Raw genomic sequence first — 24,602 nt, forward strand, 5'->3', positions numbered from 1 at the left:
CACAACAGTGTCATCCCAAGACTGTTCCGATTAGTTCTTACTTAAAACGTTCTTACCCAAGACTGTTAGCGATCGCTAGTTAGATTAGCGATCGCATTTTTTCTCTAAGCTCAATGCTTACATATAGCGGTTTGCGACTTTATTGAGTACATATTGCTGGCTTTTAGGGAACAGGGAACAGGGAACAGGGAAAAAATCCTGTGTACCTCATAGTTATGAAAAACGCTGTAATATGAGATAAAAATGAGATACGTCTGAATAAAAGAGCAAAACTGATACAAAAACTGAGACAAATAGTATTCAATGCTATGCTATATCAACCCCTAATTTTTTTGAACTTATCTATTTATTACTCAATCTGAAAGTCACTTAAAATTAATCTGAATACAGCCTGAAATTAATCTAATAAAAAGCCAACAAATCAGCTCAATAAAAACACTTCATCCCAAAACTGAGGCAAAAACTGAGACAGGATTCCTGGCTCTGCCCATTACTCTAAAACTAGACAGGTAAAGAGGACAGGGTAATGTGGCAGAAAATCATCGTTTGGCTTATAACTGAAATTATTTTAAACTTGCTAGGAATTGATGACCTAGCTGACTATAGCGAATTCATCTTTGAGAAACAAGTCATTAACCTCAACAGTTCTCAGCTGTCAGCTGTCAGCCGTCAGCTCAATGCTTACGTTTCGGAGAAGCCGAACCAGCCCGTTTTCTTCAAAGAGATTAAACAAAGCTTACCTGTTTTATTCAAAAGCTGATACGCGACACGCTGATAGCTGATAGCTGAATACTTACGATTTTAGAGAAAAGCCTGATGAACGAAATTTTACAAGTTGGTAACCAAACTATTACAGCATCAGAAATTATCCCCCTGCTGAGACGATACCTTTTGCTACCTCAGCTATTCCGGGAAATTATTATTGACCATGCGATCGCTCCAATCAGCTGCACCCCAGAAGAGCAAACCAGTGCTGAAGAGCGGTTTTATGCCAAACATAAGCTCACTGATGACAAAGCACGTCAGGCTTGGTGTCAGAATCATCAAATCACTCCAAAGCACTTAAAAGCCTTAGCAACCCGCGAGCTACAAATTGAAAAATTCCAACAAGAAACCTGGGGTAATCGATTAGAATCTTACTTTCTGGAGCGCAAACAGCAGCTCGATCAGGTTAGTTATTCCTTGATTCGCCTTAAGCATAAAGGTGTTGCTCGGGAACTGTATTATCGGCTGGAGGATGGAGAGCAATCCTTTGCTGAAATAGCACGGCAATATTCCCAAGGACCAGAAGCTCAAAGTGGAGGATTAATTGGTCTGATGCCGATGACTATGCCCCACCCTCAGATTGCTCGGATCCTGAAACTGAGTCAGCCTGGTCAGTTGTGGCCACCAACACAAATAAGTGAGTGGATTGTGATTGTGCGCCTAGAAAAATTAATTCCAGCCCAGTTAGACCAACCCATGCGTCAGCGACTGCTGAAGGAATTGTTTAATAGATGGCTCGGTGAGCAATTACAACAATTGATAGAAAAAGGGAACAGGGAACAGGGAATAGGGAATAGGGAGCAGGGAGTAGGGAACAGGGAACAGGGAACAGGGAACAGTGTCAAGATATAGCGCTACGCCCAAGGCAAGAGGCAAAAGGCAAGAGGCAAAAGGCAAGAGGCAAAAGTTGACGTGCATTAGCTTTTTAGCTTTTATCAATGTCAAACACCTTAATGCTTAGTGCTATATAGGAATTTTTGGTGTTATGAGAAATCAGTATTAGTTATCATGATCTATTTATAAATGCTAGATATACGACCATTAATCACTTTGTATTCAGGTAAATCGTTAATCGGTAATTGGTAATTGGTAATTTAGCAATCCTAAATGAATTGTGATAATTTTATATCCGAATTTTCCTCCTCCCTATTCCCTGTTCCCTGTTCCCTGTTCCCTACTCCCTACTCCCTACTCCCTACTCCCTACTCCCTATTCCCTACTCCCTACTCCCTACTCCCTACTCTTTAATTTTGTTACCATGACTTTTACCACTTCCCCCATCCAAGAATTTATTGCTAGTGTATCTCCTTTTAATCAACTACCAACCACAGCGTTAGAAAAACTATCTGCACAATTGCAGCCAGTACACTATCACCTTGGTGAAACAATTTTAATGCGGGAGAAAATACCCTCCCATGTGGTAATTCTCTATCAAGGACAAGCTCGCCTACTAGGTTATGACCCCCGCACAAACAAGGAGGTAACGGTTCAAAAGCTTTCTCCAGGTGCCATTTTAGGCTGGGCGAGCTTAGTACGGGAAGTCTATAGTGAAACTGCGATCGCATCTGAAGAAGTAGATTGTCTAGCGCTACCAGCAAAGGAATTTTTCCAGCTGTTACAGACCTATCCCTCCGTCGCTACTGCCTTTCAAGACCATTGTGCCTTGATTGAAATCTTTGACTTACTTGGTGCTGAGCTCGAACGTCGAGCGGATGGCATCACGAATCTCCGGAAACTAGCACTGAAAGGGTTTCAACAAGCAGTAGTTTACCACTTTCCCCCAGCAGACTCAGCCCAATTAGACCCGGAGTGGATGTGGTTTGTCAGTGGCGGTAATCCTCCACCTAACTTGCCAGTGGGTAGCCGTATCAATTCACAAAACCCTAATTACGCCACTCTCCAGCAAGTGCGCTTGGTAGGATTACCGAAATCAATCCTATCGGCGGAGGTAGCAACTGGTAACAATGCAGGGATAACCTCTATTTCTGCTACTCCTGAACTGGAATTTCGCCCTGCTCGTGATGCGATCGCATTACCGGAATCCTTACCTGTAGTTAATCAGGGTCAAGAGCACAGCAGAAAATATCCCTTTAAAAGTGGCAGAGGTATTTTAAAAGAGACCTTAGCCTGCTTCGAGATGCTCAGTGAGTATCTCCAAGTGCCCTTTAAGCGGGAGGTAATCCAAAGAGTGATTACTAACCAGCAAAAAACCGGCACCATTACTTTACCATTTTGCGCTGCTATCGCTGATTTAATGGGATTGCAAACCCAGCTAGTCAAGATAGCAGCAACGACAATTACTCAGCTGCCAACACCAGCTCTGATCCGTTGGGAAGATACTTTCGCTGTTCTCTACAAAGCCTCACCAAAAGAAGTGGTACTGGGGATACCAACCTCCAGTGGCATCAAACGCCGTAAATTATCTACCTTTATCGACATTTGGGGAAAATCCGGTCAAGTACTGCTACTAAAAGAAGCAACAACTACCCCCAAGAAAAAGTTTGGTCTTTCCTGGTTTATACCAATACTATCTCGCTATCGTCAGGTACTATTTGAAGTATTAATCGCATCCTTTTTTGTCCAACTCTTTGGCTTAGTCAATCCTTTAATGACCCAGGTAATTATCGACCAGGTAATTGGTGGTAATAGCATAGATACTCTCCATGTATTGGGAATTTTACTAATAGTTGTAGCACTGTTTGAAGCAATATTAAGTGCTTTACGTACCTATTTATTCTCTGATACTACTAACCGGATTGACCTAGCCCTAGCCTCCCAGGTAATTGACCACTTGGTGCGTTTACCAATGAGTTATTTTGGAAAACGTACTGTTGGGGAATTAGCAACCAGGGTTCAGGAATTAGAAAAAATTCGCTCGTTTCTGACCGGAACAGCCTTAACTGTAGTCTTAGATGCAGTCTTTTCTGTGATCTATATTGCGGTGATGGTGCTCTACAGTCCCCTACTTACCCTAGCCGCATTAGCTGTTGTGCCCTTGTTTATCTTCCTGACCCTAATCTTTTCACCAATATTGCGGCGCATGTTAAGGACTAAGGCCCAGCGCAACGCACAAACCCATTCTTATCTAGTGGAAGTGCTTAATGGTATTGAAACCGTTAAATCCCAAAACATTGAACTACGAGCTCGCATGTCTTGGCAACAGCGCTACGGTGGTTATATCTCAGAAGGGTTTAAAGCGGTTAAGCTCTCCACTACCGCTAGTTCAATCAGCAATTTTCTCCATAAATTATCCAGTCTCTTAGTGCTATGGGTGGGAGCTTATTTAGTACTCCAAAGTGAATTAACCCTAGGAGAATTAATCGCTTTTCGGATTATTGCTGGCTATGTCACCAGTCCCCTGCTGCGGCTCTCCCAACTGTGGCAAAACTTCCAGGAAACTGCTCTATCAATTGAGCGTCTCAGCGATATTCTTAATCACCCTCAAGAATCCCCAGTAGAACAACAGAATAACTTAACCATGCCACCGATTACAGGTACTGTCAAATACGAGAATATTTCCTTCCGGTTTGGTAATAGTGGTCCGTTGCAGCTCAGTAAAATTAACCTGGACATCCCCGCTGGTTCGTTTGTAGGAATTGTCGGACAAAGTGGCTCTGGTAAAAGTACTTTAACTAAGCTTTTACCCCGCTTCTATGAACCATTAGGGGGTCGAATTCTAATTGATAACTATGACATTAGTAAAGTTGAACTCTATTCCCTACGACGTCAGCTAGGGATTGTTCCCCAGAACCCTCTGTTATTCGAGGGGACAATCCATGAAAACATTGCCCTGAATAATCCAGAAGCTACCACTGAAGAAATTATTGCTACTGCTAAAATAGCTGCTGCTCACGATTTCATTATGGACTTGCCCAATGGCTACAACACTCAGGTGGGAGAGCGAGGTTCAGCTTTATCTGGGGGACAGCGACAGCGAGTAGCGATCGCCCGTGCGGTTTTGCAAAATCCACGACTACTAATTTTAGATGAAGCCACCAGCGCTTTAGACTATGACACGGAGCAAAGGGTCTGTACTAATTTAGCTGAAGCCTTTAAAGGTCGTACTGTCTTATTCATTACCCACCGACTCAGCACAATTAAAAACGCTGACCTGATTTTAATGATGTCTAAAGGAGTCATCGAAGAGATGGGAAGTCATCAAGAATTAATGGCTATTAAAGGGCGTTATTATTGTCTTTATAAATAGGGAACAGGGAACAGGGAGCAGGGAGCAGGGAGCAGGGAGCAGGGAACAGGCAACAGGGAACAGGGAATCGGGAATCGGGAATCGGGAATCGGGAATCGTAAAAAGTAATAATAGTTGATTATTTCAGTAATTAAATTGATTTTTATTACTTTCGCGATATTAGTTTTTTTTCTGGTCTAATATCTCAGATAAAAGATGAATTACGACTCCCTACTCCCTACTCCCTACTCCCGTTCCCCTCCTGGGAGGGGTTAGGGGTGGGTCCCTACTCCCTACTCCCTACTCCCTACTCCCGTTCCCCTCCTGGGAGGGGTTAGGGGTGGGTCCCTACTCCCTACTCCCTGTTCCCTATTCCCTCACCCAATTAATAACTACTAATTAATCATGATTACATCCAACCGCACAACTGACAACTCTTACGCTGAGCCCACTACCAATGAGGTAATTCAAGAGCAGGAATTATCCCAACCAATTATTCCGCAACAACCTAGCGTTTTTCTGAAACAACCTAGCATTTGGTCGCGGGCTATTCTTTGGGGATTGGTGGGGATAACAACGTTTGGAATTACTTGGGCAAGTGTCGCAAAAATTGAGAAAGTGATTCCAGCACAGGGCAAGTTAGAGCCACAAGGGGATGTTAAGGAAGTTCAAGCATCGATTAGTGGTGTGGTAGCAGAGGTTTTGATTAAGGATGGAGAGCTGGTTAAGCCAGATGATGTTCTGATTCGCTTTGATATGACCTCTGCTCAAGCTCAGTTGGTTTCTCTGGAACAAATTCAGAAATCGTTAATCCAAGAAAATCAGTTTTATCGTGCTCAAATCGGTTCCGATCAAGCTAGTCAACCCAATACTCAACCGCTAACCTTGCCAGTAGAAGTTTTGCTTCTTATTAAAAACCGCGCTAACTTAGTGGCAGAAAATAAACTCTATCGAGTGCAAGTAACTGGGGGTTCTGGTGGAGCAAACCTGACGTCAGAGCAACAATTTCGTCTACAGATAAACCTGGCAGAATTCAATTCTCGGGTAACGGCGAATAAACAAGAAATTCAGCAACTAGAAAATCAGCTGGGGCAAACTAAAATCCAATTAGCGAATGCTAGAAATCTGTTGAGTACAGCTAACAACAATTTAGTGACTGCACAGACTAATTTAGCAACTGAACAGGAGATTTTAACTGATTTTGAACCATTACTTACCGAGGGAGCTGTTCCCAAAATTCAATACCGTAGACAGAAACAAGAAGTCGGTAGAGGTGAAGCTGAGGTTGGTACACGGCAAGCTGAGGTGGGTACACAGCAAGCTGAGGTCAACCAGTTAATTCAGGAACAAGAACGGATTAGAAGTGCGATCGCTCAAGCTAAAGCACAATTGGCGAATACCATTGCGGCTTCTCAAACTGAGCTACAGGATCGGATTGCTGTGAATCAACAACGGATTGCGGATATCGATAGTCAGCTCGGTAAGCAAATTGTAGAAAATGATAAACGGATAGCGGAAATTGATAGTCAAATTAGTCAAATCAAGCAAAATTTGAAGTATCACGAAATCAAAGCTCCTGTAGCTGGGAAAGTTTTTGAGCTAAAGGCTCGCCCAGGCTTTGTCACAACTAGTAGCGAAACTGTTCTGGAAATTGTGCCTAATGATGAGCTAATTGCTGAAGTTTATATCACCAATAAAGACCGGGGTTTTGTAAAAGAAGGGATGGAGGTTGATGTCAGAATTGATTCCTTTAATTTTAGTGAGTTTGGTGATATCAAAGGTAAATTAATCTCCATTGGAGCCGATGCTTTAGAGCCAGATCAGATTTATCCTTATTACCGTTTTCCTGCTAAAATTGCCCTAAAACAGCAGTTTATCGATATTAAAGGCAATTCAGTTCCCCTAGCATCAGGGATGTCGGTAAGTGTGAATATTAAGGAGAGAAAGCGTCGAGTGATTACTATCTTTACTGGCTTTTTAACCAAGAAGTTGGATAGTTTGAAGGGGACTAAATAGAAGGAATTGAGAATTAAGAATTAAGAATTAAGAATTAAGAATCGGGAATCGGGAATCGGAACCCACCCCTAACCCCGACCAGGAGGGGAACGGGAATCGGGAATCGGAACCCACCCCTAACCCCGACCAGGAGGGGAACGGGAATCGGGAATCGGGAATCGGAACCCACCCCTAACCCCGACCAGGAGGGGAACCGGGAATTGGAAGTAATCGGAAGTAATCGGGAACAGTAATAATAGTTGACTGTTTCACTCTCCCGACTCCCGACTCCCGACTCCCTATTCCCTGTTCCCTTTGCTATATTTTTATGAAGTTCAAGTAAAGTCTTTTCAAGAATTGTTACATCAATAAAGCTTAATTCATAGTTTATGAAATAATGCCAGGCATCAGGAGCTCTATTGATTAACATGAAACCTGTGGTTTACCGACTTCTGCAAGCAAGTCCCTTTGTTCTCTATTCTCTACTAGCTGCAACTACCGCATTAGGACAAATCACTCCAGATAATACCCTCGGTAATGAAAGTTCTATAGTAACCCCCAATGTCAATGTTAACGGTGCCCTGATAGATTTGATAGAAGGTGGGGCGATTAGAGACAGTAATCTATTCCACAGCTTCTCAGATTTCAATGTGGCCGAGTTTGGGCGAGTTTATTTTGCTAATCCAGCAGGAATTGAAAACATCCTGAGTCGGGTAACTGGAGGTAATGTTTCCAATATTTTAGGAACTCTGGGAGTATTGGGAAATGCTAACTTATTTGTGATTAATCCAAACGGTATTGTCTTCGGTTCCAATAGCAGACTAGATCTCGGAGGCTCATTTTTTGGGAGTACTGCTGATAGTGTATTGTTTGAAGATGGCACAGTATTTAGTGCATTAAATCCGAATGGAAAACCGTTGTTGACTATTAATATACCATCTGGGTTGCAATATGGTTCAAATCCAGGGAGTATTACTAATCAGTCTAGTGGGCCTAGTGGGCTTCAGGTGCCCGATGGTCAAACCTTAGGGCTGATTGGTGGTGACATTGCTATTCCTGGTGGTAACTTAACAGCAACCGATGGACGGATTGAGCTGGGGAGTGTTGGTTCTAATGGTGTGGTTAACTTGACCCCAACCGATACTAGTTTTATGTTGGATTATTCAGCAGTTCAAGAGTTTCAGGATATTAGTTTGTCCGAGGGTTCTAGAGTTGAGACCAGTGGCGAAAGTGGTGGGAGTATGCAGGTGCAGGGAGCTAAGGTGAGTTTACGCGATCGCTCTTTTGTGTTTGCGGATACCAAGGGGAGTGCAAGTGGCGGTGGGATAGTGGTTGAGGCTTCTCAGTTGAGTCTTGAGGGTGGTTCTAGGATAACTACAGATGTATTGGGCTCAGGACAGGGGGGAGATTTGATAGTGAATGCCACTGAATCTATTGGAGTAATTGGTGTATCGGCTGAGGGTACTCTCAGCACTTTGGGAGCCAACGTCACTGAAGGAGGAACAGGAAATGGGGGAGATGTGAGTATTACCACTGGGCAGTTACTTGTCAAAGATGGAGCAATTGTTTCAGCTGGCACAGACAGTAAAGGGGACGGGGGGAACTTGAGTGTGGATGCCTCCTCAAAGATTCAACTGATTGGTACGACACCCGATGGTCGGATTCCCAGTGGCTTGTTTACTCAAGCTCAAGGAACAGGAACAGCGGGAGATTTGAGTATTACCACTGGGCAGTTACTTGTCTCTGATGGAGCACAAGTTTCAGCTGACACAAGGGGTGAAGGGGACGGGGGGAACTTGAGTGTGGATGCCTCCTCAAAGATTCAACTGATTGGTACCTCAGCCTCGGGTCGTTCTGTCAGCGCCTTGTCTACTCAAACTCTAGGGACAGCAAAAGCGGGAGATCTGAGTATTACCACTGGGGAGTTAATTCTCTCTGATGGAGCAGTTGTTTCAGCTGGCACTTTTGGTGAAGGAGACGGGGGAAATTTGACTGTCGATGCTTTCTCTACGGTTCAAGTGATTGGTACCTCAGCCTCGGGTCGGTTTCCCAACGGCTTGTTTACTCAAACTCAAGGGACAGGAAAAGCGGGAGATTTGAGTATTACCACTGGGGAGTTAATGGTCTCTGATGGAGCAGTTGTTTCAGCTGGCACAAGCGGTGAAGGGGACGGCGGAGATTTGACAGTAGATGCTTCCTCAAAGGTTCAACTGATTGGTACCTCAGCCTCGGGTCGGATTCCCAGCGGCTTGTTTACTCAAACTCAAGGGACAGGAAAAGCGGGAGATGTCAGTATTACCACTGGGCAGTTAATTCTCTCTGATGGAGCAGTTGTTTCAGCTGGCACAAGCGGTGAAGGGGACGGCGGAGATTTGACAGTAGATGCTTCCTCAAAGGTTCAACTGATTGGTACCTCAGCCTCGGGTCGGATTCCCAGCCTCTTGTTTACTCAAACTCAAGGGACAGGAAAAGCGGGAGATGTCAGTATTACCACTGGGCAGTTACTTGTCAAAGATGGAGCAGTTGTTTCAGCTAGTACTTTGGGTGAAGGGGACGGGGGAAATTTAACTGTGAATGCTGACTCAAAGGTTCAACTGATTGGTACCTCAGCCTCGGGTCGGATTCCCAGCGGCTTGTTTACTCAAGCTAATCGGGGAGCAACAGGAAATGCGGGAGATGTGAGTATTACCACTGGGCAGTTAATGGTCGCAGATGGAGCAGTTGTTAATGCTAGAAGCACTCAACAGGATAGTTCAGCAGGCACGGTAGATATTAATGCCAACTCCATCTTCCTTAACAACAATGGCAGGATCACAGCAGAAACAGCAGGAGAAGAAGGTAATATTACTCTATTTTCCCGTAACATTCGACTGCTTAACGAAAGCAAAATTACTACTAACGCCCAAAATGCAACTGGGGGCAATATAGTTATTGATACTTACACCTTACTCGGTCTGGGAAATAGCGACATCACCGCTAATGCTGAAGAAGGCCCAGGAGGTCGTGTTGAGATTAATGCCCAAGGCATCTTTGGCCTAGAGTTTCGAGACCGTCTCACTCCAGACAATGACATCACCGCCACCTCCAACCTTGGCCCATCCTTCAGCGGTGAAGTCATAATCAACATCTCACAGGTAGACCCCACCTCAGGCTTAACCGAATTACCAGGAAGCCCGGTAGATGCAGAAGCCATCCTCGCCAATGACCTTTGTGGCTTTGAGAATAATCGGATTGCTGGCGGCAGTTCCTTTATCATTACCGGAAAAGGGGGTTTACCAGCTAGTGCAGACGATCCGGTGATTAATACCGACAGAACAGTGAGGTGGCGAACTCGTCCTGGCTATGCCAGCAGCAGCAGACAACGATTACAGCAGCAACCCTCAGTAACACAGCCTCAACCTCCCGAAGAAAAAAAAGTGATTATCGAAGCCCAAGGCTGGGTAACAGCAAAGGATGGCACAATTATTCTGACCGCTCATCCCTTTAGGGGTACTCCTGTTGATCAGATATTGCCCAATCTTGATTGCCATTGGAGAGGAGGGAATAGGGAGTAGGGAGTAGGGAGTAGGGAATCGGGAGTCGGGAATCGGGAGTCGGGAGTCGGGAATCGGGAACAGAAATTGTCATCGCTATGAGGTATACAGGATTTTTTCCCTGTTCTGAGTTCCCGTAGATTTTTATGAATTTTCAGTAAACTATTTTAAAGATTTGTTACATCAGTAACGCTTAACTCATAGTTAATGAAATAATCCCAGAGATCGGGAGCTCTATTGATAAACATGAAACCTGTGGTTTACGGACTTGTGCAAGCAAGTCCTTTTGTTCTGTGTTCTTTACTGGGTGCAACTACTGCATTAGGTCAAATCACCCCAGATAATACCTTGGGGAATGAAAGCTCTGTTGTAACGCCCAATGTCAATGTCAACGGTGCCCTAGTAGATTTGATAGAAGGTGGGGCGATTAGAGAAAGCAATCTATTCCACAGCTTTTCTGATTTCAATGTGGCCGAGTTTGGGCGAGTTTATTTTGGAAATCCTGCTGGAGTTGCCAACATCCTGAGTCGGGTAACGGGAGGTAATGTTTCCAATATTTTAGGGACTCTAGGCGTATTGGGCAATGCTAACTTATTTTTGATAAATCCAAACGGTATTGTCTTGGGTCCCAATAGCCGACTAGATCTCGGAGGGTCATTTTTTGGGAGTACTGCTGATAGTGTATTGTTTGAAGATGGCACAGTATTCAGCGCATTAAATCCCAATCAAAAACCGTTGTTGACGATTAATATACCCTCTGGGTTGCAATATGGTTCAAATCCAGGGAGTATTACTAATCAGTCTAGTCTGTTTCAGGTACCAAATGGTCAAACCTTAGGGCTGATTGGTGGTGAGGTTACTATTCCTGGTGGCGCTCTATTGGCATTGGATGGACGGATTGAGCTGGGGAGTGTTGGTTCTAATAGCGTGGTGAAGCTGACCCCAACCGATACTAGTTTTGTGTTGGATTATTCAGGAGTTCAAGAGTTTCAGGATATTAGTTTGTCCGAGGGTGCTTTGGTTGATACCAGTGGGGAAAGTGGTGGCAGTATCCAGGTGCAGGGAGCTAATGTGAGTTTACGCGATCGCTCTTTTGTGTTTGCGGATACCGAAGGGAGTGGCAGTGGCGGTGGCATAGTTGTTAAGGCTTCACAGTTTACTCTTGAGGGTGGTTCTAGGATAACTGCGGATGTATTGGGCTCAGGACAGGGGGGAGATTTGACAGTGAATGCCACTGAATCTGTTCGAGTCAGTGGTGTATCCCCTAATGGTATTGTCAGCTTCTTGGCAGCCCGAGTTTTTCGAGGAGCAACAGGAAATGCGGAAGATGTAAGTATTAACACTGGAGAGTTAATTGTCTCTGATGGAGCAGAAGTTTCAGCTGACACTTTTGGTCTTGGGGACGGGGGAAATTTGACTGTCAATGCCTCCTCGACGATTGAACTCATGGGTACGACACCCGATAGTGAGTTCACCAGTGGCTTGTTTTCTGGAGCGAGTACAGGCTCAACAGGAAACGCGGGAGATCTAAGTATTACCACTGGAGAGTTAATTGTCTCTGATGGAGGATTTGTTTCAGCTGGCACAAGGGGTCTTGGGGAGGGGGGAACCTTGAGTGTCAATGCCGAGGAGACTGTTAAAGTCATTGGTACGACACCCGATGGTGAGTTTCCCAGCGGCTTGTTTTCTGGAGCTAGTACAGGCTCAACAGGAAACGCGGGAGATCTAAGTATTAACACTGGGGAGTTAATAGTCTCTGATGGATCATTTGTTTCAGCTAACACTTTTGGTCTTGGGGACGGGGGAAATTTGACTGTCAATGCCTCCTCGACGATTGAACTCATTGGTACGACACCCGATGGTGAGTCTCCCAGCGGCTTGTTTTCTGAAGCTAGTACAGGCTCAACAGGAAACGCGGGAGATCTAAGTATTAAAACTGGGGAGTTAATTGTCTCTGATGGAGCATCTGTTTCAACTACCACTTTCCGTGAAGGGGACGGGGGCACCTTGAGTGTCAATGGCTCCTCTAGGATTGAACTCATTGGTAGGACAGCCGATACTCGCTTTCCCACCGGCTTGTTTGCTGGCACTCTAGCCACAGGAAATGGGGGAGATGTGAGTATTACCACTGGGGAGTTAATTGTTTCTGATGGAGCACAAGTTTCAGCTGGCACTTTTGGTCTTGGGGACGGGGGCACCTTGAGTGTCAATGCATCCTCGACGATTCAACTCATGGGTACGGCAGACGATACTCGCTTTCCCACCGGCTTGTTTGCTGTCACTCAAGGGACAGGAAATGGGGGAGATGTGAGTATTAACACTGGGGAGTTAATTGTTTCTGATGGAGCACAAGTTTCAGCTGGCACTTTCAGTGAAGGGGACGGGGGAAATTTGACTGTCAATGCCTCTTCAAAGATTCAATTAATTGGGAGCTCAGCCGATGCTCTGTTTCCCATAATTGGTCTTCCCATAATTGGTACCTCAGTCGATGATCGGATTCCCAGCGGCTTGTTGACTGAAGCTCAAGGGACAGGAAATGCAGGAGAGTTCTTGAAAATTACCACTGGGGAGTTAATTGTCTCTGATGGAGCAGTTGTTAGTACTAGAAGCACTCAACAGGATAGTTCAGCAGGCACGGTAGATATTAATGCCAACTCCATCTTCCTGAACAACGATGGCATCATCACAGCAGAAACAGCAGGAGGAGACCAAGGCAATATTACTCTATTTTCCCGTGACATCCAACTGCTCAACCAAAGCCAGATTACCACTGACGCTATGAATGCAATTGGGGGCAATATCACCATTGATACTGATACCTTAGTCGGTCTGGGAAATAGCGACATTACCGCCAATGCCCTAGAAGGCCCAGGAGGTCGTGTTGAGATTAATGCCCAAGGCATCTTTGGCCTAGAGTTTCGAGACCGTCTCACTCCAGACAATGACATCACCGCCACCTCCAACCTTGGCCCATCCTTCAGCGGTGAAGTCATAATCAACATCTCACAGGTAGACCCAACCTCAGGCTTAACCGAATTGCCAGCAAGCCTGGTAGATGCAGAAGCCATCCTGGCCAATGACCTTTGTGGCTTTGAGAATAATCGGATTGCTGGCGGGAGTTCCTTTATCATTACCGGAAAAGGGGGTTTACCAGCTAGTGCAGACGATCCGGTGATTAATACCGACACCACAGTGGGCTGGCAAACTCGTCCTGCCTTAGCCAGCACCAGCAGACAACGATTACAGCAGCAACCCTCAGTAACACAGCCTCAACCTCCCCAAGAAAAAAAAGTGATTATCGAAGCCCAAGGCTGGGTAACAGCAAAGGATGGCACCATTATTCTGACGGCTCATCCCTTTAGGGGTACTCCTGTTGATCAGATATTGCCCAATCTTGATTGCCATTCGGGAGTAGGGAGTAGGGAGTAGGGAGTAGGGAATCTGGAATCGGTGGAACTGGCATCTTGCCAGTATCCTGCCAAGGGAATCAGTGGAACGGGCATCTTGCCAGTATCCTGGCTTGGGAATCGGTGGAACGGGCATCTTGCCAGTATCCTGGCTTGGGAATCGGTAGAACTGGCATCTTGCCAGTATCCTGGCTTGGGAATCGGTGGAACTGGCATCTTGCCAGTATCCTGGCTTGGGAATCGGTGGAACTGGCATCTTGCCAGTATCCTGGCTTGGGAATCGGTGGAACTGGCATCTTGCCAGTATCCTGGCTTGGGAATCGGTAGAACTGGCATCTTTTGTGGAACGGGCATCTTGCCCATTTCATTTTCGGGCAGGCAGGATGCCCACCTCACAGGGGTAGGTTTTTTACATTAGGGTCAAACATGGGACTTAACCTCATCAGAGGAAAAGGAAAACAACGAATAAGCGATGCAGCGCGGTCTTAGGGGTTTCCCCCACTCGCTATTGCATCAAGACAATGATGATTTTTAACGACAAGTTAAGTACATTTTCTTATACCCCACACCCCACACCCCACACCCCACACCCCACACCCCACACCTAAGGTCTTTGTAAAAAACCTACCCTTATGAGAGGATGCCCACCCCACTCCTATTAATTCCTTGATTCAGCAATGTCAAGAAAAGTTGCACCTGGCTGACAAGAAACGATCAGCCAGAGTTCAATGCAACTATCAACTCACAAAACATTATAATAACAAAAACTGAGATAAATACTGATCTCTTTTATATCATGTCGGGATAATTACCCTTAATAAAAATCTCCCCATCTCCCCATCTGGCCATCTCCCCATCTCCCCATCTGGCCACCCTCCCTCTAATTATGGGTATTCAACCTGACTTGATATTAGATCTAGGTAGTCATGCTTTACTAGCAGATGGGTTCATCGGGTGCTCGGGTGATGGGAAAGATTTGTATTAAGAGTAATTATGGGGAGATGATATAATTCCAGGTTGGGGGTTGTTTGATATCATGTCCAGATAATTAGTGATAAAAAACCTTCTGGGATTAAACCTGACTCCTTTACTTCTGCCTTCTGCCCTCTTCCTTCGATTCGGCGCAAGCGTTTAAGTATTCAACCGCACATGATATCACTTGCTGCCGACCACAGGTTTAAGAGCGCACAGGGTTCGGGCGCAAGGGAAGCGCCCCTAAAATTGATTGGTTTGACCCTCATGATCAGAAGTGATATAGTTTATTCCACTACTCGAATCAATCCACGGTTCAAACCGTCATAAATCTCTTGGACTAGGGTTTGCTCTTCTAGTGAAAGTGATGCCTTGGCTAGTAAAGCTGACATAAAGAGCTGTTGGTCAATGCGGGTAATTTGGCGCATATGAATAATACGCTTAGCTATTTGCTTAACCGGGAATTTGGGGAAGATCACTTGAGAAGGTTTCATTGGGTCCACATAATCTCTGTAATTTTAACTATCGGCAATTTTGAAGAGATATTCTGTGAGAGAGAGTCCTAGCTATTAGTGATTCGAGATCAAGATTTGTGGTGATGGGATAGGGGTTAACCTGTGATCTGAGTTACAACGATGGCAGACTAGTAGCCGATCAGCCTTGACTGGAGTTATATACAGCATGTTGATTCTAGGAGAAGAGAACTACAGGAGAAGGGAAGCAGCAGATTAGAAAAGGAATAAATACTAATATAGTCCAATACTTGGATGCCTGAAACTGTTTAAACCTTAACAGTTTGGCATCTGAGAGCTTTATAGTTGTGGTTGGCACTGATGGGTCTTGCGCCAACGCTGTCATAATTTGTTTACCCAAAACCCTTCCTAATCGTGGTGGTACAGCATTACCCACCTGTCGAAATCCATGCCATTTGGTGTGGTGGAAGCGAAACCAATCTGGAAATGAGTGCAGTCTAGCGGCCTCTCGCACCGAGATGACCCGTGGATAATCAGGATGAATGGGGCGAGGAGAGGTGTAGCGACCGTTTTTATAACCAGTACCTGCTCTGAGGGTATGGCATGGTTGATCCCAGTGTAAGCGTCGTAAGCGACTGGTAGTTTCTACCTCGCCCATGGGTGTGTTTCTAAACCGCTCAATCGAGGCTTCCGTGTGCTGGGTTTGCAGGGAACTGGTCAATAGTTGAGGATTCCACTGGCGGGGATAGGCAAAGTTACCACGATCTGTGATCAAATCCCGTAACTTTTCTACATAGGGCATGGCTAAAGCTTGGAGCAGGTCTAGCTGTTCTGGTGTTAGTTCAACACAATCGCTTTTCATAAGTTCAGGAAAATCATCTAAGTTAGGCAAGTCTGCGATCGCATCCTTAACAGTTACCCATTGGTGAGAGCCTAGTTCTGAGCAAGGATAAGCCACTGGTGCTTGCCCAAGCCTAGAACCCAGTAAAAACAACCGCCGCCGTTTTTGAGGCACGCCAAAATCTGCTGCATTCAAGACCTGTACTGGCTCAGTTATAGTGTATCCAGCTGCTTTAAAGTCACTGATTAGCTGCTCGAACAGGTGTTGGTATTTGTTCTGAGCTAAGCCTGGTACATTCTCCATCACAAAGTAGCGTGGTTGCAGTTCTTTGACCAAACGGCAGAACTCAAACACTAAATTATTGCGTACATCATCTACTTGACGCTTACCGATCAAGGAGAATCCCTGACAAGGGGGTCCACCAATCACTAGATCAATGACTAGATCAATGGTAGAAACCTTCGATGAAACCTCTCTACAGTCTTGATTTTGCCCCCTTTCAGTTGCCCACTCCCTCAGGGCTTTCTGAATTTCCTGACCAGACAGGGTAGCAATGTCGGTACATAAAACCTTGGTTTGGGGGGAATTGAAGGCATACACTGCCCCATGAATTGGGTCTTGTTCAACGGCGAGGGCAACATCAAACCCCGCCTGCTCAATCCCTAGGGAGAAACCACCAGCACCAGCAAATAAATCAACGGCTAAGGGTCGATGAGGGAAATTTGCCATGCCGTTTATGGTAATCTAATTTTATTGCGCTGCAGGCTTCGGAACAGGGAACAGGGAACAGGGAACAGGGAACAGGGAACAGATAATGAAAAAGCTTGTCACATAGCGCTGCATAGAAAATAGGCAAATTGAATAGACGCTAGCTTACCTATAATGGTTGATCAGTAGGAAACAGTATTTTTTAGCATACCTTAGTTAGTGCTCTCTTTTACCATTGACATTAATCTAGCTCTGACAGAACTCGCGAGTAGTAATAGCAATCCCTGTAGGAATTGTGATAATTTTGATGCCATATTCCCTACTCCCTACGGGTGCATCTCAATGCATGCAAAAACACTCATAAAAATAGAATTATAATATCATGTTGTAACAATTACCCTTAATAAAAATCTCCCCCATCTCCCCATCTCCCCATCTCCCCACACTTCCCACCCTCCCTACTCCCTACTCCCTACTCCCTACTCCCTACTCCCTACTCCCTACTCCCTACTCCCTTTCCTAAAGTGCTGATGCCAATTTTAAAATCCTCATTTTTCTGGTTTTTCTGCTTTACGGTAATTTTCCTGCTATCCCAAGATTTCTGGTCTTGGCAGCAAGATATTTCCTTCTCCTTGCTCCATCTTCCCCCCTGGGTATTCTATTTTATTGCCTTACAAATTATCCTCGCAGTCGCGTTGTTACTATTTGTGCTAAATTTCTGGGAAACTTCGTCTAAGGAAGACCGTTAAGGATATGGCACTAGACTCGATTATTCCCTATATTGTGCTCGCCGGGTATTTATTAGTAACCCTTGTGGTAGGACTAGTTGGTTATCGCCAACAACAAAACACTCCTGATGATTATTTTTTAGCTGACCGTAACATGGGAGCAATTATCCTATTTTTTACCCTAATTGCTACCAATTTCAGTGCCTTTGCTTTTCTAGGATTTTCAGGCTCAGGCTATCGCATTGGTCTGAGTTATTACGGCATGATGGGGTTTGGAACTGGCTTAATCGCACTAACCTTTTATTTTATCGGTTATCGAGTCTGGCTGTTAGGCAAAGAACACGGCTTAATCACCCCTTCTGAATTGATTGAAGCCCGTTTCCGTAGGACAGGTGTATCCCCTGGGATTAGCAATACTCTTAAATTAATTTTTCTGGCGGTTATGGTAATTTTCACCATTCCCTACTTAACCCTGCAACCGATTGGAGCTGGCTATATTCTTGAAACCTTAACCAATGGACAAATTCCCTATTTTACAGGGGCTACCTTTTTGACAGTTGTCATCGTGCTGTATGTGTTCATGGGGGGGATGAGAAGCGTTGCCCTAACGGATGTTATCCAAGGACTTTTAATGTTTACCTTAATGTTAGCAGCAGTAGCAGCAATTGCTTCTAGTCTGGGAGGGATTGCTGAAGCTAACCGTACTGTCTACACCCTCAAACCTGAATTGTTTTCTCGACAGGGTATAGATAATTTTTTTACCTATCGTAAGTGGTTTAGCTTCATGATTCTCTGGATGCTGAGTGTCCCTATGTTTCCCCAGATGTTCATGAGATTTTATACCTCAAAAACTAGCAATTCCCTAAAAGTTTCGGTAGTGATGTATCCCCTAGTAAGCGCTATCATGTTTATTTGTCCGGTGCTAATCGGAATGTGGGGACATATTTCCTTTTCTGACCTGACAGGAAAAGCATCTGATCAAGTGTTTCCGATGATGCTAGCGGAACATACACCAATCTGGCTAGCATCTTTAGTGATGGTGGGAGCATTAGCTGCCATGATGTCAACCTTGGACTCCCAGCTTTTGGCCCTCAGTTCCATGCTAACTAGAGATATTTATTTTGCTTATTTCCGTAAAACCGCTTCCCTCAAAGAACAAACCTTTGTTGGTAGAGTACTGATTGTTTTATTGGCAATTATTGGTTTAATTATCGCCAAAAATCCCCCAGATACGATTACTGCGATCGCAACCCAAGCCTTTACAGGATTAGCAGTACTGTTTCCAACGGTAATTGCAGTATTGTATAGCAGAACTATTCATCCTCTAACCTGTCTTGTATCGATTCTTGTGGGTGAAGCCGCAGTGATTGGCTTTCAGTTGGGGATTATTCCCAAAAGTCTTACCTTCGGTTTTCTGCCAGTTGTCCCTATTGTTGCCCTTTCCGGATTAATTATTATTGTCGGATCAATCAAGCCGATCCAGAGACTGGTTAATAGTCGTGAGTCTTGAGTGGGTCAGTGGTCAGCTATCAGCTTAAGCGCTACGCGCACGCTACTTGAGGTGCTATCAGCTATCAGCTATCAGTCATTGGCCAACGGCCAACGGCTGATAGCCTAGCGTCGCCTAAGGCCAACGGTTGTTCGCGTAGCGTGCGCGTAGCGCATATGCTTACTTACTGAGTCTTGAGTTGGAGAGTCTTGAGTAGACGTGCTTGGTAATTTGTATTATAATGTAATACAAACACAGTATTTTAGAATTTAGAATTCTCAATTCTTAATTCTTAATTCTTAATTCTTAATTCTTAATTCTCAATTCTTAATTCTACATTCTTAATTCTCAATTCTACATTCTTAATTCTTAATTCTCAATTCTCAATTCTACTTGGTGGTGCGTTACGGGGCGGGCTATTCCAATACTGGCCCTCGAAGTTAAAAATGAGGGCAAGCCCGCCCCTAACGCACCCTACATTCTTAATTATTAATTCTTAATTCTCAATTCTCAATTCTACATTCTTAATTCTCAATTCTCAATTCTACATTCTTAATTATGCATTCTGACAAACATCAACTAGCCGGAGGATAATATGTCCAAAAAACTCGACCAAATTATTGTTGTGGATGTTGAAGCAACCTGTTGGCAAGGGAAGCCACCCCCAGGACAAGAAAACGAAATCATTGAAATTGGGATTTGTGTATTGGATGTTGTTTCTGGGAAGCCCCTGGAAAAAGATAGTATTTTGGTAAAACCAGAACGCTCGAGGATCAGTGAATTTTGTACCAAACTGACTACATTAACCCAGGAGCAAGTTGACCAGGGAATTTCTTTTGCTGAAGCTTGTTCTATTCTACAAGATAAGTATTTATCTGCTCGGCGAGTGTGGGCAAGCTATGGGGATTATGATCGAAATCAATTTCAGAAACAGTGTACATCTCGTTTTTTGAGATATCCCTTTGGCACCAGACATATCAACATCAAGACCTTGTTTGCCATTAGTTATGCTTTGCCCCATGAAGTTGGTATGGCCCAAGCTTTGGATTTACTAAATCTACCGTTGGAAGGTACTCACCACCGAGGAGGAGATGATGCTTGGAATATTGGTCGGATATTCTCAAAGTTACTTTCGCAATTCAGAACTACACCATGATCTCGACTAGACTTGTGCCAGAAGTCGGGAACAGGGAACAGGGAATAGGGAACAGGGAACAGGGAACAGGGAACAGGGAACAGGGAACAGGGAACAGGGATAAGAATTGACGAAAACAGTATTTTAAACTTATCAATATGAATCCGTCTCGATTGGTAAAAATTAGTAAATATTTGAGTAAGCATCTTCGACACCAGCCTCAGAGAATTGGGATCACACTCGCTCCTGGTGGCTGGGTTGGTGTTGAGGAACTACTGGCGGCCTCTAAAAAGCATTCCTTTCGGATCAGCCGTGCTGAATTAGATGAAGTGGTTGCCAAAAATGACAAGAAGCGCTTTTCCTTCGACTCCACAGGTACCCGAATTCGTGCCAATCAAGGTCATACGGTCAAAGTCGATTTGCAACTAGACGTTTTGGTGCCACCAGATGTGCTGTATCACGGCACAGGTCACCGGGCAGTTGAGTCAATTCTGCGGCAAGGTTTGTGTAAAATGTCGCGGCACCATGTCCATCTATCGACGGACATGGCAACTGCCAGAAAAGTGGGAGCAAGACATGGTCGCCCTGTGGTTTTTGCCATTGATGCCGCAGCTATGCACAAAGCCGGTTACAACTTCTATTGTTCCGATAATGGAATCTGGTTAGTAGATTGGGTATCACCAGAATATTTACAGTTTATATTTCAGTCTACATGTAATCGACAAGGTGAGAAAAAGCATAAAAACTGTAGATGATCAACAGGATAGCCATTACCTGCACCATACGGGAATTAGAGGAAGGCATGGTTGTACCCCTGACCCACATGGATAGGGCTGCTCCCATGGCAAAGCTAGAACTGAGAACCAGATAGGGCCAGTTATTTTTATATCCCCAGGTGGCTAGTAAAGCCATTGCCAATGAGGTCATCATTAATTCAACGAACTCTGGTGGATTGTACTGGGTTGAAAGCACTAATGTTCGCCACCAAAACTGCCAAAGTCTCATAAATTAAAGTAGCTAGTTAACGCTCTAGGCTAGCGTTGACTGAAGACTCTGATATTCTAATATAGTTATGCTTATAGTTATGCTCCTGTAAATAGCTTAGAGCTTCCTCGGTTTTAACTTGAGGAAATTTGAGGTAGAAGCGGCTAACACTCAGGAACGGTTCCGGTGTCCGTAAGATAACCATGCGATCGCACCACTGTGATAACCAGGGTATTAATCCTCCTGGTGCCACTGGTGTGCAAATCCAGACCTGTGCTGGATTGTGGGCTTTTACTGCTTCCGTTGCTGCTGCTATGGTCATCCCAGTGGCAATGCCATCATCAACCAGCAACGCTAGGGCACCAGTAGGATTGGTTTTCGGACAACCCGGTTGCAGTTGAGCTAACTGAGCTTGGGCTTTTTCTTGAGCTTGAGCTAATACTATTTCCCGCCATTGAGCATTTTTGTTTCGCCATCGCCTTTGCCCAGACCAAAGTACAACTCCCGAGGAAGTCACTGCACCGATTGCTAATTCTGGGTTGCGAGCCGTGGTAATTTTTTTGGCCACTACAATATCTAGCGGACAATCCAGTGCCCGAGCTACTGGTGCTGCTACTGGGATACCCCCCCGAGGTAGTGCATATACAATAGGGGTTGCATCAATACCTGTAGCGTGCAGCCTGCTCACCAAGGGGATAAGTGCTTGAGCGAGCTGCTCACCGGCATCAGCGCGATCGCTAAACAGCGGGGCAGTGTACATGGCTTCCTCCGGCATCAAGTTGCCTGATATATATTATAATTACGGATTTTTGTCAAGATTACTGTATCGAAAGAAAGAAATAATTGTAATAATTATTTCGAATAATTGCTTCTCAAGCGTGCCCATAGGGCATAAGCTGATAGCTGATAGCTGATAGCTGACCAATTTCTGTGAGCCCTCATGTCCAACGGAGAACAACTTAGTCTTTTTGACGAATCAGAGTTAACCCCATCACCGCCCAACAATGTCCAAAGGGAGCTAATCCCCACTGATGCCAAAATTCCTATTTCTCCTGGCACTTACGACACTATGGAATCCTTGACAGAACACTGTCAATCTTGCCAACGGTGTGAATTAGGAGCTACCCGCACTCAGGCTGTTATTGGACGTGGCAACCCTAAGGCCCTGATTATGATTATTGGAGAAGGACCGGGTAAACAAGAAGATGAGACCGGTAAGCCCTTTGTAGGCAGAGCAGGGAAACTGTTGGAGAAAATTTTGGCATCTGTGAAAATCGATAGTGAACAAGATGTATATATTTGTAATATGGTCAAGTGCCGACCTCCTGGTAACCGCACCCCTACTCCTGATGAAATTGAGGCGTGCAAACCTTACTTGTTGGAACAAATTCGCCTAGTAGACCCCCAAATTATTCTGTTCACTGGTGCTACAGCGGTAAAAGGCTTAACTGGTAACAAGCAGGGCATTACTAAGATTCGCGGCACCTGGATGGAATGGGAAGGGCATAAGTGGTGTATGCCAATTCTCCATCCTGCTTACCTACTGCGGAATCCGAAACGAGATCAAGGTAGTCCAAAGTGGCTGATGTGGCAAGATATCCAGAAAGTGCGTGCTAAGTTAGATGAGATTCGCTCTTAGATGCAATAGATATTAGGGAATAGGGAATAGGGAATAGGGAACAGGGAACAGGGAACAGGGAGTAGGGAGTAGAGATTAGTTAAGTGTTAATTGTTAATTGTTAATTGACCATTTAAAGTTGTCAATTAACAATTTTCATTCCAATTTTAAATTGACGAACAACCAAGAATGATAAGTAGTCAACCTGATAGGATACAACCTACTTATAGCATTTGTCATAGCTATCAGGTACACAGGAGTTTTTCCATCTTACCTCTTACCTACTCCCTACTCCCTGCTCCCTGCTCCCTAAAAGCCAAGAATTTGTAGCTCACCCAATTGAAAACTGCTGTAAAAATGATCATTGATGAAACTTGGTACCAACGACCACCTGGAGTTTCTGACGCTACCTCCGCTGGTGGTATTGTTGCCCGCCGTTGGGAGCAGCAGATATACATTGCTCTAGTTCAAGAAGGCAATAGACTTGAATATGTCTTACCCAAAGGTCATGTAGAACCAGGAGAAAGCTTTTTAGAGGCGGCAGAGCGAGAAATTGCGGAAGAAGCGGGCTTAAATGACCTGAAATTTATTGCTGAACTGGGAGTTAAGGAACGATTAGACTTTGCTAAACAGTGTTGGAAAAAGACTTACTATTTTTTGTTCATTACTGACCAAATTGAAGGGACTCCTACTGATCCAAATCTCAGTTACCAGCTGTGGTGGTTTCCGATAGATGAATTACCAACATTATTTTGGCCAGAACAACAAGAACTGATTAAAACCAATAGTAAGCTGATCCAAAATTCTGTAAGCATTCAGCCGTCAGCTGTCAGCCATCAGCTTCCCATAACTCAAGATTAAACGAATGCTTACCTCTTTTATTGAAAAGCACCGATTGCGCTACGCCCACGCTGGGTGAACAGTAGCGTGGCACAGGCTTCTAGGGTGGCACAGGCTTCGACGCATCGGACTTAACCCATAAGCTGATACGGGACACGCTGATACGGGACACGCTGATAGCTGAATGCTTACAAAAGTCCTTAGGGATTGAATAGGAAATGGGGAATATCAAATTCCCCATCAGTTACCGTTAACTAAAACGCACAACACTGTGGCTAAATCACACCACAAGCGGCTCGAGCACCACCCCCTCCCAAGGGTTTGGGAGTGTCTGAATAATTGTCACCTTGGGCGTGAATGATCAGAGAGTGACCCTTAAGGTTAGCAACCTTTAACCTTGGGGCTACTACTGGAGTGTTAGCAACACCCTGTTGATTAACCACTAGCCTTGGCAAATCACCTAAATGACCATTACCGAATGGTCCTTCATGTTTGCCGGTATTTTCTGGATCATAATGACCACCAGCAGCTAAGCCTGGAACTACTTTACCTTCCTTCTGGGCTGGACCACAGTTGGGGTTTGTATGGACATGGAAGCCATGTTCTCCAGGAGTTAATCCAGACAGATTCGAGGTTAGCTGCAGACCCTTCTCGGTTTCGGTTGCTTTGACAATGCCAATCTCTTTACCAATGCCTTTGGTATCAGTCAAATGCATGGTGACGGTTAGTGGTGTTGACGCAGATTGATTGGAACAAGCCGAGATTATAAATATTGCGATCGCAGCTAATAGGCTGATAATTTTCATACTCAACTACACCCCACTTACAGATAGGTCTCCAAGGGTTTGAGATCCTTTTGGATTTCCGTTTCGCTATTCCCTACCGTACCTGATTTCTGAGGATTTTTGAGCTTGAGCTTAGTTTCTCA

General features: G+C 44.7%; 23 protein-coding genes. 14 read left to right on the forward strand and 9 right to left on the reverse strand.

Translation table 11 applies throughout. The features are described 5' to 3' along the window. Positions 1–526 precede the first annotated feature (526 nt). The 5 genes from F6J90_RS38045 (at position 527) to F6J90_RS38065 (ending at position 6,967) form a co-directional block, all read left to right on the forward strand. Positions 527–760, forward strand: a complete 234-nt coding sequence (locus F6J90_RS38045) for a hypothetical protein (RefSeq protein ID WP_293106472.1) — start codon at positions 527–529, stop codon at positions 758–760. A 56-nt stretch (positions 761–816) separates the two neighbouring features. Further along, a complete protein-coding gene (locus F6J90_RS38050; RefSeq protein ID WP_293106475.1) occupies positions 817–1,617 on the forward strand; it encodes a peptidylprolyl isomerase in 801 nt (266 codons plus the stop codon). Between the two features lie 255 nt (positions 1,618–1,872). Continuing rightward, positions 1,873–2,013: a hypothetical protein gene (locus F6J90_RS38055; RefSeq protein ID WP_293106478.1), complete on the forward strand. Its 141-nt coding sequence runs from the start codon at positions 1,873–1,875 to the stop codon at positions 2,011–2,013. Between the two features lie 10 nt (positions 2,014–2,023). Further along, complete coding sequence (locus tag F6J90_RS38060) at positions 2,024–4,972, forward strand: peptidase domain-containing ABC transporter (protein WP_293107198.1); 2,949 nt, start codon at positions 2,024–2,026, stop codon at positions 4,970–4,972. A gap of 384 nt (positions 4,973–5,356) precedes the next feature. Further along, the gene (locus tag F6J90_RS38065) at positions 5,357–6,967 is read left to right on the forward strand and encodes an HlyD family efflux transporter periplasmic adaptor subunit (RefSeq protein WP_293106481.1); all 1,611 of its coding nucleotides are present in this window, start codon (positions 5,357–5,359) and stop codon (positions 6,965–6,967) included. A 34-nt stretch (positions 6,968–7,001) separates the two neighbouring features. Here F6J90_RS38065 and F6J90_RS38070 read toward each other — a convergent pair whose 3' ends face one another. Further along, the gene (locus tag F6J90_RS38070; protein ID WP_293106484.1) at positions 7,002–7,376 is read right to left on the reverse strand and encodes a hypothetical protein; all 375 of its coding nucleotides are present in this window, start codon (positions 7,374–7,376) and stop codon (positions 7,002–7,004) included. Here F6J90_RS38070 and F6J90_RS38075 point away from each other — a divergent pair. Next, positions 7,375–10,500, forward strand: coding sequence for a filamentous hemagglutinin N-terminal domain-containing protein (locus tag F6J90_RS38075; RefSeq protein WP_293106486.1), 3,126 nt, complete (start codon positions 7,375–7,377; stop codon positions 10,498–10,500). The two genes, F6J90_RS38070 and F6J90_RS38075, sit on opposite strands and share 2 nt — an antisense overlap. On the opposite strand, the gene F6J90_RS38080 is transcribed toward F6J90_RS38075, so the two are convergent. Then, the gene (locus F6J90_RS38080; protein WP_293106488.1) at positions 10,430–10,573 is read right to left on the reverse strand and encodes a hypothetical protein; all 144 of its coding nucleotides are present in this window, start codon (positions 10,571–10,573) and stop codon (positions 10,430–10,432) included. The genes F6J90_RS38075 and F6J90_RS38080 overlap by 71 nt on opposite strands. A gap of 152 nt (positions 10,574–10,725) precedes the next feature. On the opposite strand from F6J90_RS38080, the gene F6J90_RS38085 reads away from it, so the two are divergent. Next, a complete protein-coding gene (locus F6J90_RS38085; RefSeq protein WP_293106491.1) occupies positions 10,726–13,908 on the forward strand; it encodes an S-layer family protein in 3,183 nt (1,060 codons plus the stop codon). On the opposite strand, the gene F6J90_RS38090 is transcribed toward F6J90_RS38085, so the two are convergent. From F6J90_RS38090 to F6J90_RS38100, 3 genes are all read right to left on the reverse strand, one after another. Further along, positions 13,857–14,240: a hypothetical protein gene (locus tag F6J90_RS38090; protein ID WP_293106494.1), complete on the reverse strand. Its 384-nt coding sequence runs from the start codon at positions 14,238–14,240 to the stop codon at positions 13,857–13,859. The genes F6J90_RS38085 and F6J90_RS38090 overlap by 52 nt on opposite strands. A gap of 905 nt (positions 14,241–15,145) precedes the next feature. Next, positions 15,146–15,352, reverse strand: a complete 207-nt coding sequence (locus tag F6J90_RS38095) for a hypothetical protein (protein WP_071107033.1) — start codon at positions 15,350–15,352, stop codon at positions 15,146–15,148. Between the two features lie 196 nt (positions 15,353–15,548). Beyond that, complete coding sequence (locus F6J90_RS38100; protein ID WP_293106498.1) at positions 15,549–16,901, reverse strand: DNA cytosine methyltransferase; 1,353 nt, start codon at positions 16,899–16,901, stop codon at positions 15,549–15,551. Between the two features lie 509 nt (positions 16,902–17,410). Between F6J90_RS38100 and F6J90_RS38105 the strand changes: the two genes are divergently transcribed. The 3 genes from F6J90_RS38105 (at position 17,411) to F6J90_RS38115 (ending at position 20,253) form a co-directional block, all read left to right on the forward strand. Continuing rightward, the gene (locus tag F6J90_RS38105) at positions 17,411–17,629 is read left to right on the forward strand and encodes a hypothetical protein (protein ID WP_083373990.1); all 219 of its coding nucleotides are present in this window, start codon (positions 17,411–17,413) and stop codon (positions 17,627–17,629) included. A gap of 4 nt (positions 17,630–17,633) precedes the next feature. After that, positions 17,634–19,118 carry a sodium:solute symporter family protein gene (locus tag F6J90_RS38110; protein WP_293106503.1) on the forward strand — a complete coding sequence of 495 codons (1,485 nt, stop codon included), beginning with the start codon at positions 17,634–17,636 and terminating at the stop codon, positions 19,116–19,118. Between the two features lie 574 nt (positions 19,119–19,692). After that, positions 19,693–20,253, forward strand: a complete 561-nt coding sequence (locus F6J90_RS38115) for a 3'-5' exonuclease (protein ID WP_293106506.1) — start codon at positions 19,693–19,695, stop codon at positions 20,251–20,253. Here the strand turns inward: F6J90_RS38115 and F6J90_RS38120 are convergent. Next, positions 20,243–20,389, reverse strand: a complete 147-nt coding sequence (locus tag F6J90_RS38120; protein WP_293106509.1) for a hypothetical protein — start codon at positions 20,387–20,389, stop codon at positions 20,243–20,245. The two genes, F6J90_RS38115 and F6J90_RS38120, sit on opposite strands and share 11 nt — an antisense overlap. 1 nt (position 20,390) lies before the next feature. Between F6J90_RS38120 and F6J90_RS38125 the strand changes: the two genes are divergently transcribed. After that, positions 20,391–20,987 carry an RNA 2'-phosphotransferase gene (locus tag F6J90_RS38125; protein ID WP_293106512.1) on the forward strand — a complete coding sequence of 199 codons (597 nt, stop codon included), beginning with the start codon at positions 20,391–20,393 and terminating at the stop codon, positions 20,985–20,987. On the opposite strand, the gene F6J90_RS38130 is transcribed toward F6J90_RS38125, so the two are convergent. Next, positions 20,941–21,237 carry a hypothetical protein gene (locus F6J90_RS38130; protein ID WP_293106515.1) on the reverse strand — a complete coding sequence of 99 codons (297 nt, stop codon included), beginning with the start codon at positions 21,235–21,237 and terminating at the stop codon, positions 20,941–20,943. The genes F6J90_RS38125 and F6J90_RS38130 overlap by 47 nt on opposite strands. 16 nt (positions 21,238–21,253) lie before the next feature. Beyond that, positions 21,254–21,976: a phosphoribosyltransferase family protein gene (locus tag F6J90_RS38135; RefSeq protein WP_293106517.1), complete on the reverse strand. Its 723-nt coding sequence runs from the start codon at positions 21,974–21,976 to the stop codon at positions 21,254–21,256. A gap of 180 nt (positions 21,977–22,156) precedes the next feature. On the opposite strand from F6J90_RS38135, the gene F6J90_RS38140 reads away from it, so the two are divergent. From F6J90_RS38140 to F6J90_RS38150, 3 genes are all read left to right on the forward strand, one after another. After that, entirely contained in the window at positions 22,157–22,855 is a 699-nt protein-coding gene (locus tag F6J90_RS38140; protein ID WP_293106520.1) for a uracil-DNA glycosylase, read from the forward strand. A 168-nt stretch (positions 22,856–23,023) separates the two neighbouring features. Beyond that, positions 23,024–23,164 (forward strand): hypothetical protein, encoded by a 141-nt coding sequence (locus tag F6J90_RS38145; protein ID WP_293106523.1) that lies wholly within the window; start codon positions 23,024–23,026, stop codon positions 23,162–23,164. A gap of 9 nt (positions 23,165–23,173) precedes the next feature. Then, the gene (locus F6J90_RS38150) at positions 23,174–23,695 is read left to right on the forward strand and encodes an NUDIX domain-containing protein (protein ID WP_293106526.1); all 522 of its coding nucleotides are present in this window, start codon (positions 23,174–23,176) and stop codon (positions 23,693–23,695) included. 254 nt (positions 23,696–23,949) lie between these two features. Here F6J90_RS38150 and sodC read toward each other — a convergent pair whose 3' ends face one another. Beyond that, entirely contained in the window at positions 23,950–24,480 is a 531-nt protein-coding gene (gene sodC / locus F6J90_RS38155) for a superoxide dismutase [Cu-Zn] SodC (RefSeq protein WP_293106529.1), read from the reverse strand. Between the last annotated feature and the right edge of the window lie 122 nt (positions 24,481–24,602).

Origin of the sequence: Moorena sp. SIOASIH, assembly GCF_010671925.1 — a bacterium.
Taxonomy (GTDB): domain Bacteria; phylum Cyanobacteriota; class Cyanobacteriia; order Cyanobacteriales; family Coleofasciculaceae; genus Moorena.